The organism is Enterococcus larvae (assembly GCF_017830045.1).
Taxonomy (GTDB): Bacteria; Bacillota; Bacilli; order Lactobacillales; family Enterococcaceae; genus Enterococcus_L; species Enterococcus_L larvae.
In genome coordinates this window covers 404,078-418,504 of sequence record NZ_JAEDXU010000002.1, presented here as the reverse complement: position 1 = coordinate 418,504, position 14,427 = coordinate 404,078, and the positions used below count along the sequence as shown (strand labels likewise).

Here is a 14,427-nt window from a genome sequence, read left to right as displayed (position 1 = left end):
GGGGCAAGAATGCAGCGCATTATACAAGAATCTGTTCCAGGAAAACAGGTAACACTCGCCCATGTTCTGGCTTCTCCAATGTCAGATATCTGCGAACGATTGGGCATCGAAGATGGAGACGCCGTAGGTCTAATGACTTTTACACCCTCGGAAACAGCCATTATTGCAGCCGATGTGGCAACTAAGGCTTCTGCGGTGGAAATTGGCTTTCTTGATCGCTTTACAGGCTCATTGGTAATTACTGGTGATGTGGCTAGTGTAGAAGCGGCAATCAAAGAAGTTAACGGAGTGTTAAGTGAGATGCTGAACTTTACCGTTGTACCGGTAACGAAAACATGAGGAAGAGAATTTTGATTATCGGTGCTCGCAATAGTGGAAAATCCTCAGCCGCAAACTGGTTGAACGGCGTGGAAGAACCGCTAAAGAAAAGACAGGATGCTATTTATGGAAAGTATACGATCGATGTTCCAGCTCAATATCTGGAAAATGCTTCTATGTATCGCTATATCCTGACCTTAGCTCAAACAGCGGTCTGCGTGCTTTTTTTAGAAAGTAATCAAGTGAGAGAAACGATTTATCCGCCGAACTTTGCAGCATCCTTCAATTGCTCGGTCAAGGGAATCATTACAAAGGTAACGGGTACAAAACCTTCTGATTCTGCCGTCAGCTCCTTGCTTGCAACCGGTGTCAAAACACCAATAGGTATGAGCAGCTTTGCTTCTAAAGAAGCAGCTGTACTTAGAGAAGAGCTATTACAACTACTGTCATAGAAAGGAGTGGTGTTGACCATGTATTTTATCACTGAAGCAGAGCTGCGGTTGCATTATCAGCAGGAGCATTTCACTGACTACACAATAAAACAGGGAACACGTCTAACTCCTGAGGCAAGACAATTTCTCCTCGACAGAAAGATTGTATTCTTAGAGCAAAAACAACAAAAATCGCAATTATCCAATGTATCAAATTCTAAAGCTCCAGAGTATACAAGTATATCTTCATATTTGAAACCGAAGCTTGAAAAAATTTCGGCAACATTCCTCCTTATGGTTAGTTTTCTGACAGACGAAGATATGTACACTGCTGAGCAGGTATTGATATTGGAAAATTATCTAGCCGATTTATGTAATGAGAACGATGAGCATCCAAGGGTCACAGTTGATCTAAGTTTAAAAACTGAAAAGAAACATGTTGTTTCGGCCTTCCATATTCAATCATCCAAGGGAAAAGAAATTGCTTTTTTAAATTTCTTGTTAGCAGATTTGAAGGTTTTTAGAGCAGAGCTTATGACAAATTGGAGTGAGAAAACAGGTATGGAAGAACAATTGAATCTCATAATTGAGAAGGTTGACAAGGTATGTACCGTCTTAGAAGGATTGATTCATAAAGCGATTGGAGGAGATGATGTCAGTGAAGGAAAATGAAAAGCTGTTCAGTTATTGCAACCAGCTGATTGCTCAATTTGAGCAAGTGATCCATCAGCCGAAAAAGAGTAAGCTGGAATGTTACTATACTGGTGTCGATTTAGGCACTTCCTGCATTGTTCTCTCCGTGTTGAATGAGAACAAAGAACCAGTTGCCGGCGCCTATCGTTTTGCTGATGTTGTGAAGGATGGTATGATCGTTGACTATTTAGGAGCGATTCAAATCGTTTCTGAGCTGAAGCAAAAGCTTGAAGAAAAACTGCAAACAGAGCTGCGTTACTGTGCGGCAGCTCTACCTCCCGGAACGCTCGCATTGGATCACGGTGTCATTCGACATGTGGTTGAGGGAGCAGGATTTGAAATCACAGCTTTATTGGATGAGCCGACAGCTGCTAATGAAGTCCTGCAGATTCAAAACGGTGCAATCGTAGATATTGGCGGAGGGACAACAGGAATCACAATCATCAGGGACGGTCAGGTAATTGAGGTAGCAGATGAACCGACAGGCGGTACACATTTTTCTTTGGTGGTTTCAGGTGCTTATAAGCTTCCTTATGAAGAAGCTGACTTGTTCAAGAGAAATGTTGAAAACCACCAAGAGCTGTTGCCAGTATTGAAGCCAGTCATAGAAAAGGTGTCAACGATCGTGACTCAATATATTGAGCCACACGAGGTGGAGAAAATTTATTTGGTTGGGGGAACCTGTTGCCTGACTGGTATCGAAAAAGTCATAGCAGCTAAAACTGGGATACCTACCTATAAACCGGAAAACCCTATGTTCGTGACGCCTTTAGGGATTGCGTTAAGCTGCAAACAACAGATTTTAGTTTAAAGAGCGAGGAGGTCAAGCTAATGGATTATCGAATCATTCAGTCTCCTTCATCTGGTGCATTGGAAATCATCAGTCGCAGAATGGGCATGAGTAGCGTTTCTGCGAAAGAGTTGCTGACAGACTGTGATGCTGTTGGGCTGATTCAAGGAAAGCTGATTGATATGGTTTATGTAGCGGATCTTGCTGAAAAAGCGGCTGGCATAACAGCTGTAGATGTTCGCGGCAGTTGTCCGCAGAACATGGTCTTACTAGCATTACTTGGAGATACCGCATCCGTAGAAACCGCAGTCAACAATATAAAAGTGAAAATGAAAAAAAGCAGAGGCAGTGATTAAGATGTTGGCAGCAAAATTGGTAGATAACATTTGGGCAACAAGAAAAATCGAATCATTGAACGGGTTGAAGCTAATGTTGGCAGAAGTGATTGAAGAAGTTGGTGAAGGCCAACGATTGATTGTTGTTGATTTGATTGGTGCCGGTATCGGCGACCGTGTGATCATCTGTCAAGGCTCCTCTGCAGGCAGGATTTTTGAGGAAAATGTATTGCCGATAGATGCCGCTGTTATTGGGATCATCGATGACGATTGCAAATTTTGACTATAAGGGTGGTGATGACGATAAAAAAGCTTATTTCCATAGCAGATATAGAAAAATTGTCAGCTGAGAAAAAGAATGAATGCCTAGTCACTCCTGATACGATCATTACACCTGCAGCGGTTGATTTGGCAGAAGAAAGAGGAATACAATTTGTAAAACACGATTTTTCAGCTAATGAGTCAAATGCTCATACAGCTTCGGATAAAATTGTAAGTGATATTTTTCAGCTATTGAAAAATAAAGATGTGCTTCAAGCCTTGATCACTTCTCTAAAGGATGAACCCTATACATCTGAGCGGGACGAATCAGGTGTGGAAATCATCCTTGGAAAGTCTGTGAGAATGGATTCCTTTGTGGAAGGAAATAAGAGAATATGTGGGCAAATTCTCTTTAAAAATGAAACGAAAAATACAGAAGCTGGCCTATTGATGTTGGAAGAGACAGATTTTTCCATTAGAACAAAATCACAAGAACTGAATCTTATTTTGGAAGGTGAGCTTTCTGTGAAAATCAATGGGAAAAGCTATAAAGCTCAAGCGGGCGATCTAGTATCTATTCCAGCAGGAATCCAGTTGGAACGTTCTACGCCAAGAAAAGCAAAAATATTCTATGTGCGTTCCTGAAACGCTTCTCAACAGGCTCCATTTTGATAGTAGTCAAAAAGTTCGATTAAGAAAATAATATCAAAATTGAAATAAGAAAGGGGGATCACTCAGTGCAGGCAATTGGAATGATTGAAACAAAGGGATTGATTCCAGCTATTGATTCCGCTGATGTTATGTTGAAAACATCGCAGGTTGAGTTGGTGGAAAAGGCACTAGTTGGTGGTGGTCTAGTCACAATCACTGTTACAGGTGATGTAGGAGCAGTTAAGGCTGCTGTAGATGCCGGTGCCTCAGCAGTGTCAGCATTTGGACAAGACTGTTTGATTTCCAGACATGTGATTGCACGACCGCATAATGAAATTGGCAGTGTTTTATTTACTGATAAGAAGGTGCCAGAGACACAAAATCCTGTTGATGAGGAAAAGGAAGCGTTGACTTTACCGGAAGACGATATTGAACCTACGATCATTGAATCAGCGATTCTGTCTGAACCTACATTATCAGAAGAAGCAGTTATAGTTTCAGATGATTATTCAGATGAGCAGCTAACAAAACTATCTGTAGGAGAACTGCGGAAACTGGCTGAAAAAAACAATAATGTGAAATTATCTGTAAAGGCGATTCAAAAAGCGAATCGAGCAACATTGATCAAGCGGTTGAAAGAGGCCGGTAAACAGCAAGTTGATAAGAAAGAATAAGTGAAATAAGCACAGGGAAATCAGAAAGGAGGAATCAAGCATTTGGAAAAATATGATTACGATTTAGAGTCGATCCAAGAAGCAAGAACACTGGCACGTAAAGGAAAGAAAGCACAGCAAGAACTGGCGCATTATAATGCAGAACAAATCGATACAATCATTCGAAAGATGGTTGCAGCAGCAGAAGAAAATGCGGTGATCCTAGCGGAAATGGCAGTGGAAGAAACTGGATTCGGAAAAATCGAAGATAAAATTTTTAAAAACCATCATGCATCTACAGAACTTTACACATTTATCAAAGACATGAAAACAGTTGGGGTCATCAAAGATGATCCAGATAAAAAGCTGATTGAGATTGCTGAACCTATGGGGCTTCTGATGGGGATCATTCCATCTACAAATCCAACCTCAACAGTGATTTACAAGGCAATCATTTCAATCAAATCGAGAAATGGGATCGTGATTTCTCCTCATCCATCGGCGTTGAAAGCTACGATGAAAGCTGCCCAACTAATGAATGATGCCGCAGTTGCTGCAGGGGCTCCGGATAATATAGTAACCTGTATTTCAAAACCATCTATGCAGGCGACAAATGAATTGATGCGTAGTGCTGAGGTAGCCTTGATTATTGCTACAGGTGGTGCTGCAATGGTAAAAGCGGCATATAGTGTCGGCAAACCGGCATTAGGCGTTGGACCTGGAAATGTTCCGAGTTATATTGAAAAAACAGCCGATGTCCAAAAAGCAGTTGCTGATATCATTGCCAGCAAGACATTTGATAATGGAACGATTTGCGCCTCAGAGCAGGCCGTCATCGTGGAACGAGGAATGGAGTCACAAATCGTAGCCGAATTTCAGCAACAGGGCGGCTATTTTATGACTGCTGATGAGACAGCTAAAGTAGCCGAAAAGCTATTTGTGAAAGGTCATGCGATGAACGCTCGGTTGGTTGGGCGATCACCTCAGGTAATTGCGGAAGCAGCCGGGATAAAGATTCCCGAGGGAACCAAGGTTCTTTTAGGTAGACAGACCGGCGTTGGGGAAGGTCATCCATTGTCCTATGAAAAGCTGACAACTGTTTTAGGCTTCTATACTGTTGAGGACTGGGAGGAAGCCTGTGAACTAAGTATTGAATTATTGAATAATGGCGGTGTCGGTCATAGTTTCGCTATTCATACACAGGATAAAGAGCTATTGATGAAATTTGCTGAGAAACCGGTATTTAGAATCCTTGTGAATACGGGATCTACTCAAGGCGGCGTCGGAGCAAGCACAGCAATTTCTCCGGCATTTACCTTAGGGTGCGGAACATGGGGCGGCAGTGCCACCTCAGATAATGTCACACCAGAACATTTGATCAACATCAAACGGATCGCTTGTGGAATCAAAGAGATCAAGAATCCCTATGCCAGCGATTGTCAATCAACAGTTGACTCAGCTAAGAGTGTCAATAAGGCAGAGGTAGAACAGTTGATCAAAGAGCTGGTTTCATTTTTCAAAGAAAGCGGTGAGCCCTAATCATGAAAAATCAAGAGGCGCTGCTGCAGTTGTTTATTGATATTCTGGAAAAAGAAGCGAAGCCCGACGATGCAGGAATCCCTTTAGGTATCTCCAATCGGCACATCCATTTATCTCAAAACGAGATAGACAAGCTGTTTGGAAAAGGTCATCAACTAACTAAAATAAAGGATCTTTCTCAGCCGGGCCAATATGCCTGTAAGGAAACAGTCACAATCTGCGGACCGAGAGGCGTGATTGAAAAGGTTCGTGTTCTGGGACCAGCTCGACCAGCTACACAAGTAGAGGTGATGACTGGTGACTGTTTCAAATTAGGAATAAGTGTTCCAGTAAGGCAGTCTGGGGAAATCAGTGATACGCCGGGAATCACCATTATTGGTGCGACTGGTAGTGTTGAGATAGACAGAGGAGTTATTGTGGCTCAGAGACATATTCATATGTCTCCTGAGGATGCACATGCTTATAAAGTAAGAGATGGCGAACGTGTCATGATCAAACTGGCTAGTGAACGCGGCGGTATATTTGACAACGTGGTGATCCGAGTCAGCAGCAAATTTCGTCTGGAGTGTCATCTGGACGTAGAAGAAGCGAATGCTATGGGATTAAATTCTAAATCCAAAGTATATATTATTAAAAACAATCAGGAGGAAATGTAATGAAATCAGAAGCTTTAGGACTTATCGAAACAAAAGGTTTAGTAGGATCAATCGAGGCAGCAGATGCTATGGTAAAGGCAGCTAACGTTGTATTGATTGGGAAAGAATTTGTTGGCGGAGGACTTGTAACTGTTATGGTCCGTGGCGATGTAGGGGCTGTAAAAGCAGCAACAGACGCAGGGGCTGCAGCAGCACAAAGAATCGGAGAGCTTGTTTCCGTTCACGTGATTCCTCGTCCTCATGGAGAAGTAGAAAACATTTTGCCGACACCAAAAGGATAAATCAAACAGAATAGAAAAATCGGCTCACTTAAAAGAGTGTACCGAGAGTGGTTATTCAAACTAAGGGGCTCGTACATACAATGTCACAGCCCCTTTTGAGCTATTTGAAAAATGAGTGATTTTGAAGTGAATGTTTACTATCTGCAATTATAGAAATCTGTTTGAATTTCAGATGGTAATATAGTATGTTTATATAGGAGGAAACGTTTACAAACAGAGAGAATGGCTTATGATTAATCGAGCTGCCATCCTTCATACTATGATCTTTCCGATTTAAGAAATAGAAAAGACAAAATTTTTAGTATATTAAATTATGTACCAATTCAAGAATTATTTAAGGTGGTGCCACCTATGAATACGAAAGAAAATCCACTGCAAAAATTGGTTGATAATCGTTTATTCAGCCGTTACAGCAGTGTTGTTCCCATTTCCAGCATCTCTTTGATCCTGATTGACGCGCATGGTCAGATTCTTATGGAGTTTAATCCTGTGCCGGATTTTTGTAAAATCGTCTGTCAGAAGTCGCAAAATAGAGTTTGTGATCATTGTATGACATGTCTTCAGGAAAAAAACGGCCATCGTTACGTATGTGAATATGGTTTGGAAAATGTTTATATGCCGGTAGTCATAGAGAATGAGGTGCTAGGCTACATTATAGGTATACAGGCTTTTTCCACTGAAACTGAATATAAAAAATACCTTCTTGATATATCTGAAATAAACAGAAGGACGGGTGTTTCAGCAGAAGCAATTGCAAAAGCTCTGGCTGCGTTGGCAACAGTTGATGAAAAAGAAATTCGAATCTACGAGCAAATCTGCGGACATGTAGCAAACAGCATCGCTTTGGATGTCAAAGAAAAAATATTGAATGAGAATCCAGATATAGAGAGATTATCCATTGAAAAAGAGCTTTTGGAAAGAAAAATTGTTGATCTTGAAACGAAAAACAACTCGCTCGTGATCAACCCTCATTTTCTATTCAACACTCTGAATTCTATTGCCAGAACAGCGTATTTTGAAAAGTCTCATACAACAGAAGAGCTGATTTACTGTTTATCAGATCTATTAAGGTATACCCTGAAGCAGGAGAACCAGCTGCATACAATTGAGGCAGAGCTTGATTATATTGAGAAGTATCTCTATATTCAGCAGGTTAGATTCAAGGATCGCTTGAAGTATGAGATAACGATTCCGGAAGAGTTGCGGTTTGAACGGATTTTGAACATGACGCTCCAGCCAATCGTTGAGAATGCTTTGATTCATGGCATTACTCCAAAGCGAGATGGAGGGACGATTCGGATATATGCAGAGGTTGTTCAGGAAGATATCATTATCAGTGTAGAAGACGATGGAAATGGTTTTCGTCAGGATGTTCTTCAGTCCATAAGGGAACATAGAGAAGATAAGATGAGCCTGGGCTTTCGAAGTACCGACGGAAGACTGAAACAGCATTTTGGAGAAATATATGGTTTGGACGTGCCGAAGTCTGATTATGGCGGCAGTATAGTAACGATCAGGATACCGAGAAATAATTAAGGAGTGAAAGTATGGGAGCGATCTTAATTGTTGAAGATGAGATGTTGGAAAGGGATTTTCTTAAAGCCATTGTAATGGAAGAGGTCAGTGCGAAGCATGTCGTTCTATCCTGCTCCACAGGTGGAGAAGCGATAACTTTAGCAAAACAGCATTGTCCGGAGATTATCTTTCTGGATATATTGATTCCTGAAAAGGATGGATTGAGTGTTTTGGAAGAGATACGAACCTTTTTACCAGATTCTAAAGCGGTTATTTTATCTGCTTTTTCAGATTTTTCATATGCACAGAAGGCTATCGATCTAAAGGTGTCCAAATATATGTTGAAGCCGGTGAAGCCTCGGGAAATCATTGCAATGCTTCATCGCTTGATAGCTGAACTTGCTGATACCGGGAGAAGACCTGCAGCAGATAGTGATAATGAAGAAATTACTGTCTCTGAAATCCAGGGATTCATCAAGGAAGCTCTTCATTTTATTCAAGAAAATTACAAAGAAAAGATTACCTTGCAAAAGGTTTCAGCTCATGTATATATGAATCCCCAATATTTCAGTAGAGTATTTAAACGAGAAGTCGGACTTTCTTACACAGACTACGTAAACAATTTGCGCATCGATTACGCTTGTAAGTTACTGGAAACATCCGACTACCCATCATACCGTATTTCAAGTGAGTGCGGATTCAATGATCCGTCTTATTTCAACCGAGTTTTTTATCGTCAGATGAGTATAACTCCAAATAAATATCGAAAAAATGTTCATATTGGTGTAAGCAGTTGAAAAGATAATAGACAGACAGGACGAGGACAGTAGCTGTATCACACATGTTCTCATCCTGTTTTTTTATTGTTGCTCAAAAATTATTGATCAAGTCGCCATTTTTTTGGTAAGTATTTATTGATCGTATTGATTCCTTCTTCATTGATATTGTACTCGATCTGAAGATTATCATTATCATCCAAATCATAGGACAGCTCGTCGATCAGCCCATTTTCCTTCAATGAAAGCATATGTTCAACAAAATTCGGTTGGGTAAATTGTCGCTCAGTTCCGTATTCTTCTCTCAGACCATCCATGACTGAATCAACGGTAGAGACACCGGTGGTAGCGATATAATGTAGTACGCGTGAACGAATCGGTAGTAGCATACTTAGTCCTCCTTCTTCTTGATAAAGTCCAGGGGATTCACTGAAACAACAATGGCTCCGGCAGTAATGATTACAGCTCCAAGAATCATCATCGGGCTCAAGCTGGTTCTCAGGAAAATCGCTGAGAAGACAACCCCCCATAGTACATATGTGCTGTTTAAAGACATACCAGTGGCAACGCCTACTTTACTGTTGGCCACATACCAGGCAAGAAATGATGAGGCAGCGAATAGAGCACCTGCTGCAATGATCAGCATAAGGGAAGGTGCTGCTAAAACTTCCTTGAATAGATCAAAAGCATTGAACAAAGGAAGTACGACAACAATAAAAACGATGCCGGAAACAGCTTGTCGAATATTGATTGCAATATTCGAATCGATCATGGACATACCAAAAGCAGAGAAGACGCCTTCCATTCCCCAGCCAATTGCTGCGATGAATGCGCAAATGATTCCAAAGGTAAAGTCAGACCCGACAGATCCGCCGCCATCCATAGAAATCAAAATCGCCCCCATGATACAGACTGCCATACCGATTCCTACACGTTTGGAAATTTGCTGTTTTAAAAAAATTCGAGCAAAAATTGCTCCAAACATCGGGAATAGTGCGGATATTGGTATTGCAGCTGCCCCTGCTGAAGCGATACCGATCAGGTAAGCGCCGTTTGCAATGGGCCCTCCGAACAAGGCACCTAAGATCACCATCAATCCCGGAATGATAGCAAGACTGCGTCCGATTTCTTTGAACCGTCCCTTGGCGACATTGAATGCCAATAGCCAAATTGCTGCGATCGTATCATTGATTGCTGATGCCACAAATGGTGCCGCAAATACACTGACAACCCCTGCTAAGGGATCAAGCGTCATCGCATAAGCAGAAATCGTACTGTAAAGTCCGAATGTAACTGCTGAAAGAATCCCACTGGTAATTCCCTGTCTAGTAAAACTGGCATCCAATTTTTGTTTCCGTGAGAGCAAAGTACTTGATTCACGTTTGACTCCGTCTTCCATTTAAACACACCTCTATCTGAATAGTATTCGGCATTTCGGGAATAGAAATAACTTTCCAAATGAGAAAGCGGATACATTCCGTTCATACCATTATAAGTCCTTTATGCGTTAATTATAAGTGAAAATTGGAAACTTAAATTACACAATCAAAGGATTCTTCTTGTAAAAAAATTAGATTTTTATAGCTGGATAGGACTATTTTTACTTTTATGGACTATATAATTCCTGTTCAAGAATTGATTGCCTAAGAAGGTGTCTGTTTATTGCACTATAGATAGAGAAAATTTTGGTTATTTAACAGGATTTGTACCGTTAGCAAGTCAGCTAAGCTGAATTGTTTGGAGGAGACAGCGTTTGAGTAGATGAAAATCAAAACTTTTACTGTAGAAGTTGTTTTTTATCACAAGAAATTTGTGCTATACTTACACTAGAATTTTGAACGTTACATAGCTTTCCGACATAGGGAGGAAACAGCAAGTGTTTCTTGCAAGTTCATTCAAATAATGATAGTGTAAATATCTATGTGAATCCTATTGAAGATTCATCACATGAAAAGTGACCTTTGCTCTACGTGCATAACAAAGGAACTAGAAGCAATTGTCATTTAATGATCAGAAACATAGATGTGTTATTTAGAATGGATGATTCCGCTATAAGTAAGTAGCAATAAGGAAATTCATAGATTATTTAGTGATTGGGAGGGCAAAAAAATGTCCATGTTTTTAGATCAGGTAGTGATTGATGTCAAAGCTGGAAAAGGCGGCGACGGAATGGTTGCCTTTAGAAGAGAGAAATACGTACCAGATGGCGGACCAGCCGGAGGAGACGGCGGGAATGGCGGCGACGTTGTTCTGATGGTGGAAGAGGGCTTGCGGACGTTGATGGATTTCCGCTTTAATCGCCACTTTAAAGCGCCAGCCGGAGAAAACGGTATGAGTAAGGGAATGCACGGAAGAGGCTCTGAGGATTTGATTGTTAAGGTACCGCCGGGAACCACAGTTCGTGATGCTGAAAGCGGTGCTTTGATTGGTGACTTAGTAGACAATGGTCAAACATTAACAGTAGCCAAAGGCGGACGTGGCGGACGCGGGAACACACGGTTTGCCTCAGCTAGAAATCCTGCACCGGAAATCGCTGAGAACGGCGAGCCTGGGCAAGATAGAAAAATTGAATTAGAGTTAAAGGTTTTAGCAGATGTTGGGTTAGTTGGTTTCCCCTCAGTTGGAAAATCAACCTTGCTATCTGTTATTTCGGCGGCAAGACCTAAAATTGGTGCTTATCATTTCACCACACTGGTACCAAATTTAGGCATGGTAACAACAAGCGATGGCCGCAGCTTTGCTGCAGCAGATCTACCTGGATTGATCGAAGGAGCTTCTCAAGGTGTTGGATTGGGGACACAATTTCTACGCCATATAGAAAGAACCAGAGTTATTCTTCATGTCATCGATATGAGCGGCATGGAAGGAAGAGATCCTTATGAGGATTATCTTTCTATCAATAAGGAGCTGGCTTCACATAATCTTCGATTGATGGAGCGGCCTCAAATCATCGTAGCAAATAAGATGGATATGCCTGAAGCAGAAGAAAATCTGAAGAAATTCAGAAAAGAAATTGCTAAGGAGCAGGAAGATGAATTTGCTGATCCTATCCCGATTTTTCCAGTTTCCGGTGTCTCGAAAAAGGGCTTGGAGCCATTATTGAATGCTACAGCAGATCTCATTGACGTAACTCCTGAATTTCCTCTGTATGCTGATGAAGTGGAAGAAGAAACGGTACGTTACGGCTTCAATCCTGAAGGGCCTGAATTCTCGATCGATCGTGATTCTGATGCGGCTTGGGTACTCTCAGGAGAAGCATTGGAGCGTCTGTTCCAGATGACAAACTTTGAACACGATGAAACAGTCATGCGTTTTGCAAGACAGCTGCGTGGAATGGGTGTGGATGAAGCGCTTCGTGCCAGAGGAGCTAAAGATGGAGATATCGTTCGTATCGGCGGATATGAATTTGAGTTTGTTGAATAAGTATTCTAGATATTAGAATAGTACAAAGAAGCGGAGAATCCTGAGCTGGGATGCTCCGTTTCTTTTTGTGGGTTACAATACTCGAACGGATTGTATCCGCTTTCTTGTTTTGGTATAGTAAATATAATGCAGACCACTAGGAGGAAATGGCTATGGAAATCTGTCAAAGTTGCGGAATGGATATTTCAAAGGAAGAACATAAAGGAAGCAACGCAGATGGTACTTTATCTGTTGACTATTGTGCTTACTGCTATAAGGATGGGACTTTTGCCAATGAGCTGACATTGGAGCAGTATGTGGAAATGGGCTTAGAATACTCTCCAGAATATCAAGGAGCAGATACAGAGACTGAAAAAAAGAAAATCAAGGAGCAAACCAGAGCGTACTTGTCTCAGCTTAAACGTTGGCAAGAAGCAGCTGAGTAGATCGACTTTACAGTCAAGTCGGAAAGTAAGTGCGTAAAATTAGAAATAGCGTTGATTAGGTTGAGGTATGATACTATCTCCTTTTTGATCCTAACACCTGAGAACAAGTGCAACAGGAAGCTTGTTTTCGGGTGTTTCTTTGTGTTCAAATAGTCTCCCAAATAAGGATGATCCAAGGATTTAAATTGATTATGAAGATGTTTTCATTTTTATTTCATGTTTTTAAGCTTGATTTATGTTGAGTTTTCTATACTCAAGGTGTACAGGAGGAGATAGGAAATGGTAAAACTTAAAAATTGTTTTCAACGACGGGAAAAAAAATATAAATTGTCCTACGAAAAATATGACAGACTTGTGGAGAAAATGAATCAGCATATGCAAGAGGATGAGTATGGACTGCATACAATTATTTCAGTCTATTTTGATACAGATGATTTTGAAATGATTCGGCATTCAATCAATAAACCGGTCTTCAAAGAAAAATTCCGCTTGCGAAGCTATGGTGTTCCTCAGAAGGATACCAATGTATTTATGGAAATAAAAAAGAAGGTAAAGGGCGTCGTCTATAAACGTCGAGTGACGCTTCCTTATGAGGAAGCTGGTGAATTTTTTGAAACAAAGAGGTCTGCTTTTAAGTTCAGCAGCTCAAAAGACATGCAGATCAAAGATGAAATAGATTGGTTGGTCCTAAGAAGAAAGCTTGAACCGAAGGTAATGATTGCGTATGACCGCAGAGCTTATTTCTATCCGAAAGATGAGGATTTTCGAGTAACCTTTGACTTCAATATTCGCTATCGAACAGAGAATCTCGATATTGCTAGTGGTGCTGACGGGGAACGAGTGGCACCTGAGATCGATGTTTTGATGGAAGTCAAAGCATTAGGTGCCTATCCGCTGTGGTTTTCGGAACTGTTGGGGGAACTAGAAATCTATCCGGCATCATTTTCAAAATACGCTCAAACCTATCAGCGTTATCTATTTTCTAAGGAGGAATTCAGCCATGTTGTCTAGTCTATTTACAGAGAGTTCAGTGGAGTTAGATTTAATGAGTTTATTTCTATGTATTCTTACTTCACTTGCATTAGGAATACTAGTTGCCTGTGTGCATATGTATCGAAGCACATACTCAAAAAACTTTATTATCACATTGGTGATTTTACCAATTCTAGTTCAATTGGTGATCATGCTTGTTAATGGAAATTTGGGAACTGGCGTTGCCATAATGGGGGCCTTCAGCTTGATCCGTTTTCGCTCTGTTGCGGGAGGGGCTCGTGAAATTACCAGCGTATTCTGGTCAATGGGTATCGGCTTAGCAACGGGTATGGGCTTTATCAGTTATGTCATTTTATTTTCTGTTGTGATCGCTATTGCTTTAGTGGCTCTTAATGCCAGTCATTTCGGCGAAAAAAATAAGGTAGCAGAACGTGAAATCAAAATCACAATACCTGAGGATCTGGATTATCCGGGACTTTTTGATGATTTATTCAAAGAATTTACCTATAATCACAATTTGGATTCTGTCAAAACAACGAATATGGGGAGTCTATACGAGCTTCGCTATCATGTCACACTGAAGGATGCTCAGAAAGAAAAAGCATTGATGGATGCCTTGCGAGTTAGAAATGGGAATTTGACGATTGTATCAGGGAAAGTTTCCACCAATAAAGATGAATTGTAGGT

19 protein-coding genes are annotated in these 14,427 nt (G+C 41.0%); 17 read left to right on the top strand and 2 right to left on the bottom strand.

Annotated elements, in window-relative coordinates; translation table 11 throughout:
• Positions 1-9: 9 nt before the first annotated feature.
• The 13 genes from I6N96_RS06030 (at position 10) to I6N96_RS05970 (ending at position 8,920) form a co-directional block, all read left to right on the top strand.
• Positions 10-339: a BMC domain-containing protein gene (locus I6N96_RS06030; RefSeq protein ID WP_209556611.1), complete on the top strand. Its 330-nt coding sequence runs from the start codon at positions 10-12 to the stop codon at positions 337-339.
• An 11-nt stretch (positions 340-350) separates the two neighbouring features.
• Positions 351-770, top strand: coding sequence for a EutP/PduV family microcompartment system protein (locus I6N96_RS06025; protein WP_209556610.1), 420 nt, complete (start codon positions 351-353; stop codon positions 768-770).
• Positions 771-788: 18 nt separating this feature from the next.
• A complete protein-coding gene (locus I6N96_RS06020) occupies positions 789-1,421 on the top strand; it encodes a hypothetical protein (RefSeq protein WP_488225880.1) in 633 nt (210 codons plus the stop codon).
• Positions 1,402-2,253 carry an ethanolamine utilization protein EutJ gene (eutJ, locus tag I6N96_RS06015; protein WP_209556608.1) on the top strand — a complete coding sequence of 284 codons (852 nt, stop codon included), beginning with the start codon at positions 1,402-1,404 and terminating at the stop codon, positions 2,251-2,253. The genes I6N96_RS06020 and eutJ overlap by 20 nt, the downstream gene beginning before the upstream one ends.
• 20 nt (positions 2,254-2,273) lie before the next feature.
• Positions 2,274-2,588 (top strand): BMC domain-containing protein, encoded by a 315-nt coding sequence (locus tag I6N96_RS06010; RefSeq protein WP_209556607.1) that lies wholly within the window; start codon positions 2,274-2,276, stop codon positions 2,586-2,588.
• Between the two features lies 1 nt (position 2,589).
• Positions 2,590-2,850, top strand: a complete 261-nt coding sequence (locus I6N96_RS06005) for a EutN/CcmL family microcompartment protein (protein WP_209556606.1) — start codon at positions 2,590-2,592, stop codon at positions 2,848-2,850.
• Positions 2,851-2,864: 14 nt separating this feature from the next.
• Positions 2,865-3,473: a cupin domain-containing protein gene (locus I6N96_RS06000; RefSeq protein WP_209556605.1), complete on the top strand. Its 609-nt coding sequence runs from the start codon at positions 2,865-2,867 to the stop codon at positions 3,471-3,473.
• 92 nt (positions 3,474-3,565) lie between these two features.
• Positions 3,566-4,153 carry a BMC domain-containing protein gene (locus I6N96_RS19875; RefSeq protein WP_347339065.1) on the top strand — a complete coding sequence of 196 codons (588 nt, stop codon included), beginning with the start codon at positions 3,566-3,568 and terminating at the stop codon, positions 4,151-4,153.
• Between the two features lie 42 nt (positions 4,154-4,195).
• Positions 4,196-5,671 (top strand): acetaldehyde dehydrogenase (acetylating), encoded by a 1,476-nt coding sequence (locus tag I6N96_RS05990; RefSeq protein ID WP_209556604.1) that lies wholly within the window; start codon positions 4,196-4,198, stop codon positions 5,669-5,671.
• A gap of 2 nt (positions 5,672-5,673) precedes the next feature.
• On the top strand, positions 5,674-6,327 hold the full coding sequence (locus I6N96_RS05985) for a phosphate propanoyltransferase (RefSeq protein ID WP_209556603.1): 654 nt from the start codon (positions 5,674-5,676) through the stop codon (positions 6,325-6,327).
• A complete protein-coding gene (eutM, locus tag I6N96_RS05980; protein WP_086347653.1) occupies positions 6,327-6,608 on the top strand; it encodes an ethanolamine utilization microcompartment protein EutM in 282 nt (93 codons plus the stop codon). Before I6N96_RS05985 ends, eutM begins: the two co-directional genes overlap by 1 nt.
• Positions 6,609-6,959: 351 nt before the next feature.
• Positions 6,960-8,144: a histidine kinase gene (locus I6N96_RS05975; protein WP_209556602.1), complete on the top strand. Its 1,185-nt coding sequence runs from the start codon at positions 6,960-6,962 to the stop codon at positions 8,142-8,144.
• Positions 8,145-8,155: 11 nt separating this feature from the next.
• Positions 8,156-8,920 (top strand): response regulator transcription factor, encoded by a 765-nt coding sequence (locus tag I6N96_RS05970; RefSeq protein WP_209556601.1) that lies wholly within the window; start codon positions 8,156-8,158, stop codon positions 8,918-8,920.
• 80 nt (positions 8,921-9,000) lie between these two features.
• Here the strand turns inward: I6N96_RS05970 and I6N96_RS05965 are convergent, their stop codons facing one another.
• Positions 9,001-9,288 (bottom strand): hypothetical protein, encoded by a 288-nt coding sequence (locus tag I6N96_RS05965; protein WP_209556600.1) that lies wholly within the window; start codon positions 9,286-9,288, stop codon positions 9,001-9,003.
• A gap of 2 nt (positions 9,289-9,290) precedes the next feature.
• Positions 9,291-10,298, bottom strand: a complete 1,008-nt coding sequence (locus I6N96_RS05960; RefSeq protein WP_209556599.1) for a DMT family transporter — start codon at positions 10,296-10,298, stop codon at positions 9,291-9,293.
• A 710-nt stretch (positions 10,299-11,008) separates the two neighbouring features.
• Here I6N96_RS05960 and obgE point away from each other — a divergent pair.
• From obgE to I6N96_RS05940, 4 genes are all read left to right on the top strand, one after another.
• Positions 11,009-12,322, top strand: a complete 1,314-nt coding sequence (obgE, locus tag I6N96_RS05955; RefSeq protein WP_283811164.1) for a GTPase ObgE — start codon at positions 11,009-11,011, stop codon at positions 12,320-12,322.
• Positions 12,323-12,474: 152 nt separating this feature from the next.
• A complete protein-coding gene (locus I6N96_RS05950) occupies positions 12,475-12,747 on the top strand; it encodes a zinc ribbon domain-containing protein (protein WP_209556598.1) in 273 nt (90 codons plus the stop codon).
• Positions 12,748-13,026: 279 nt separating this feature from the next.
• The gene (locus tag I6N96_RS05945) at positions 13,027-13,758 is read left to right on the top strand and encodes a polyphosphate polymerase domain-containing protein (protein ID WP_209556597.1); all 732 of its coding nucleotides are present in this window, start codon (positions 13,027-13,029) and stop codon (positions 13,756-13,758) included.
• Positions 13,748-14,425 (top strand): DUF4956 domain-containing protein, encoded by a 678-nt coding sequence (locus tag I6N96_RS05940; RefSeq protein ID WP_209556596.1) that lies wholly within the window; start codon positions 13,748-13,750, stop codon positions 14,423-14,425. The genes I6N96_RS05945 and I6N96_RS05940 overlap by 11 nt, the downstream gene beginning before the upstream one ends.
• The last annotated feature ends 2 nt before the right edge of the window (positions 14,426-14,427 follow it).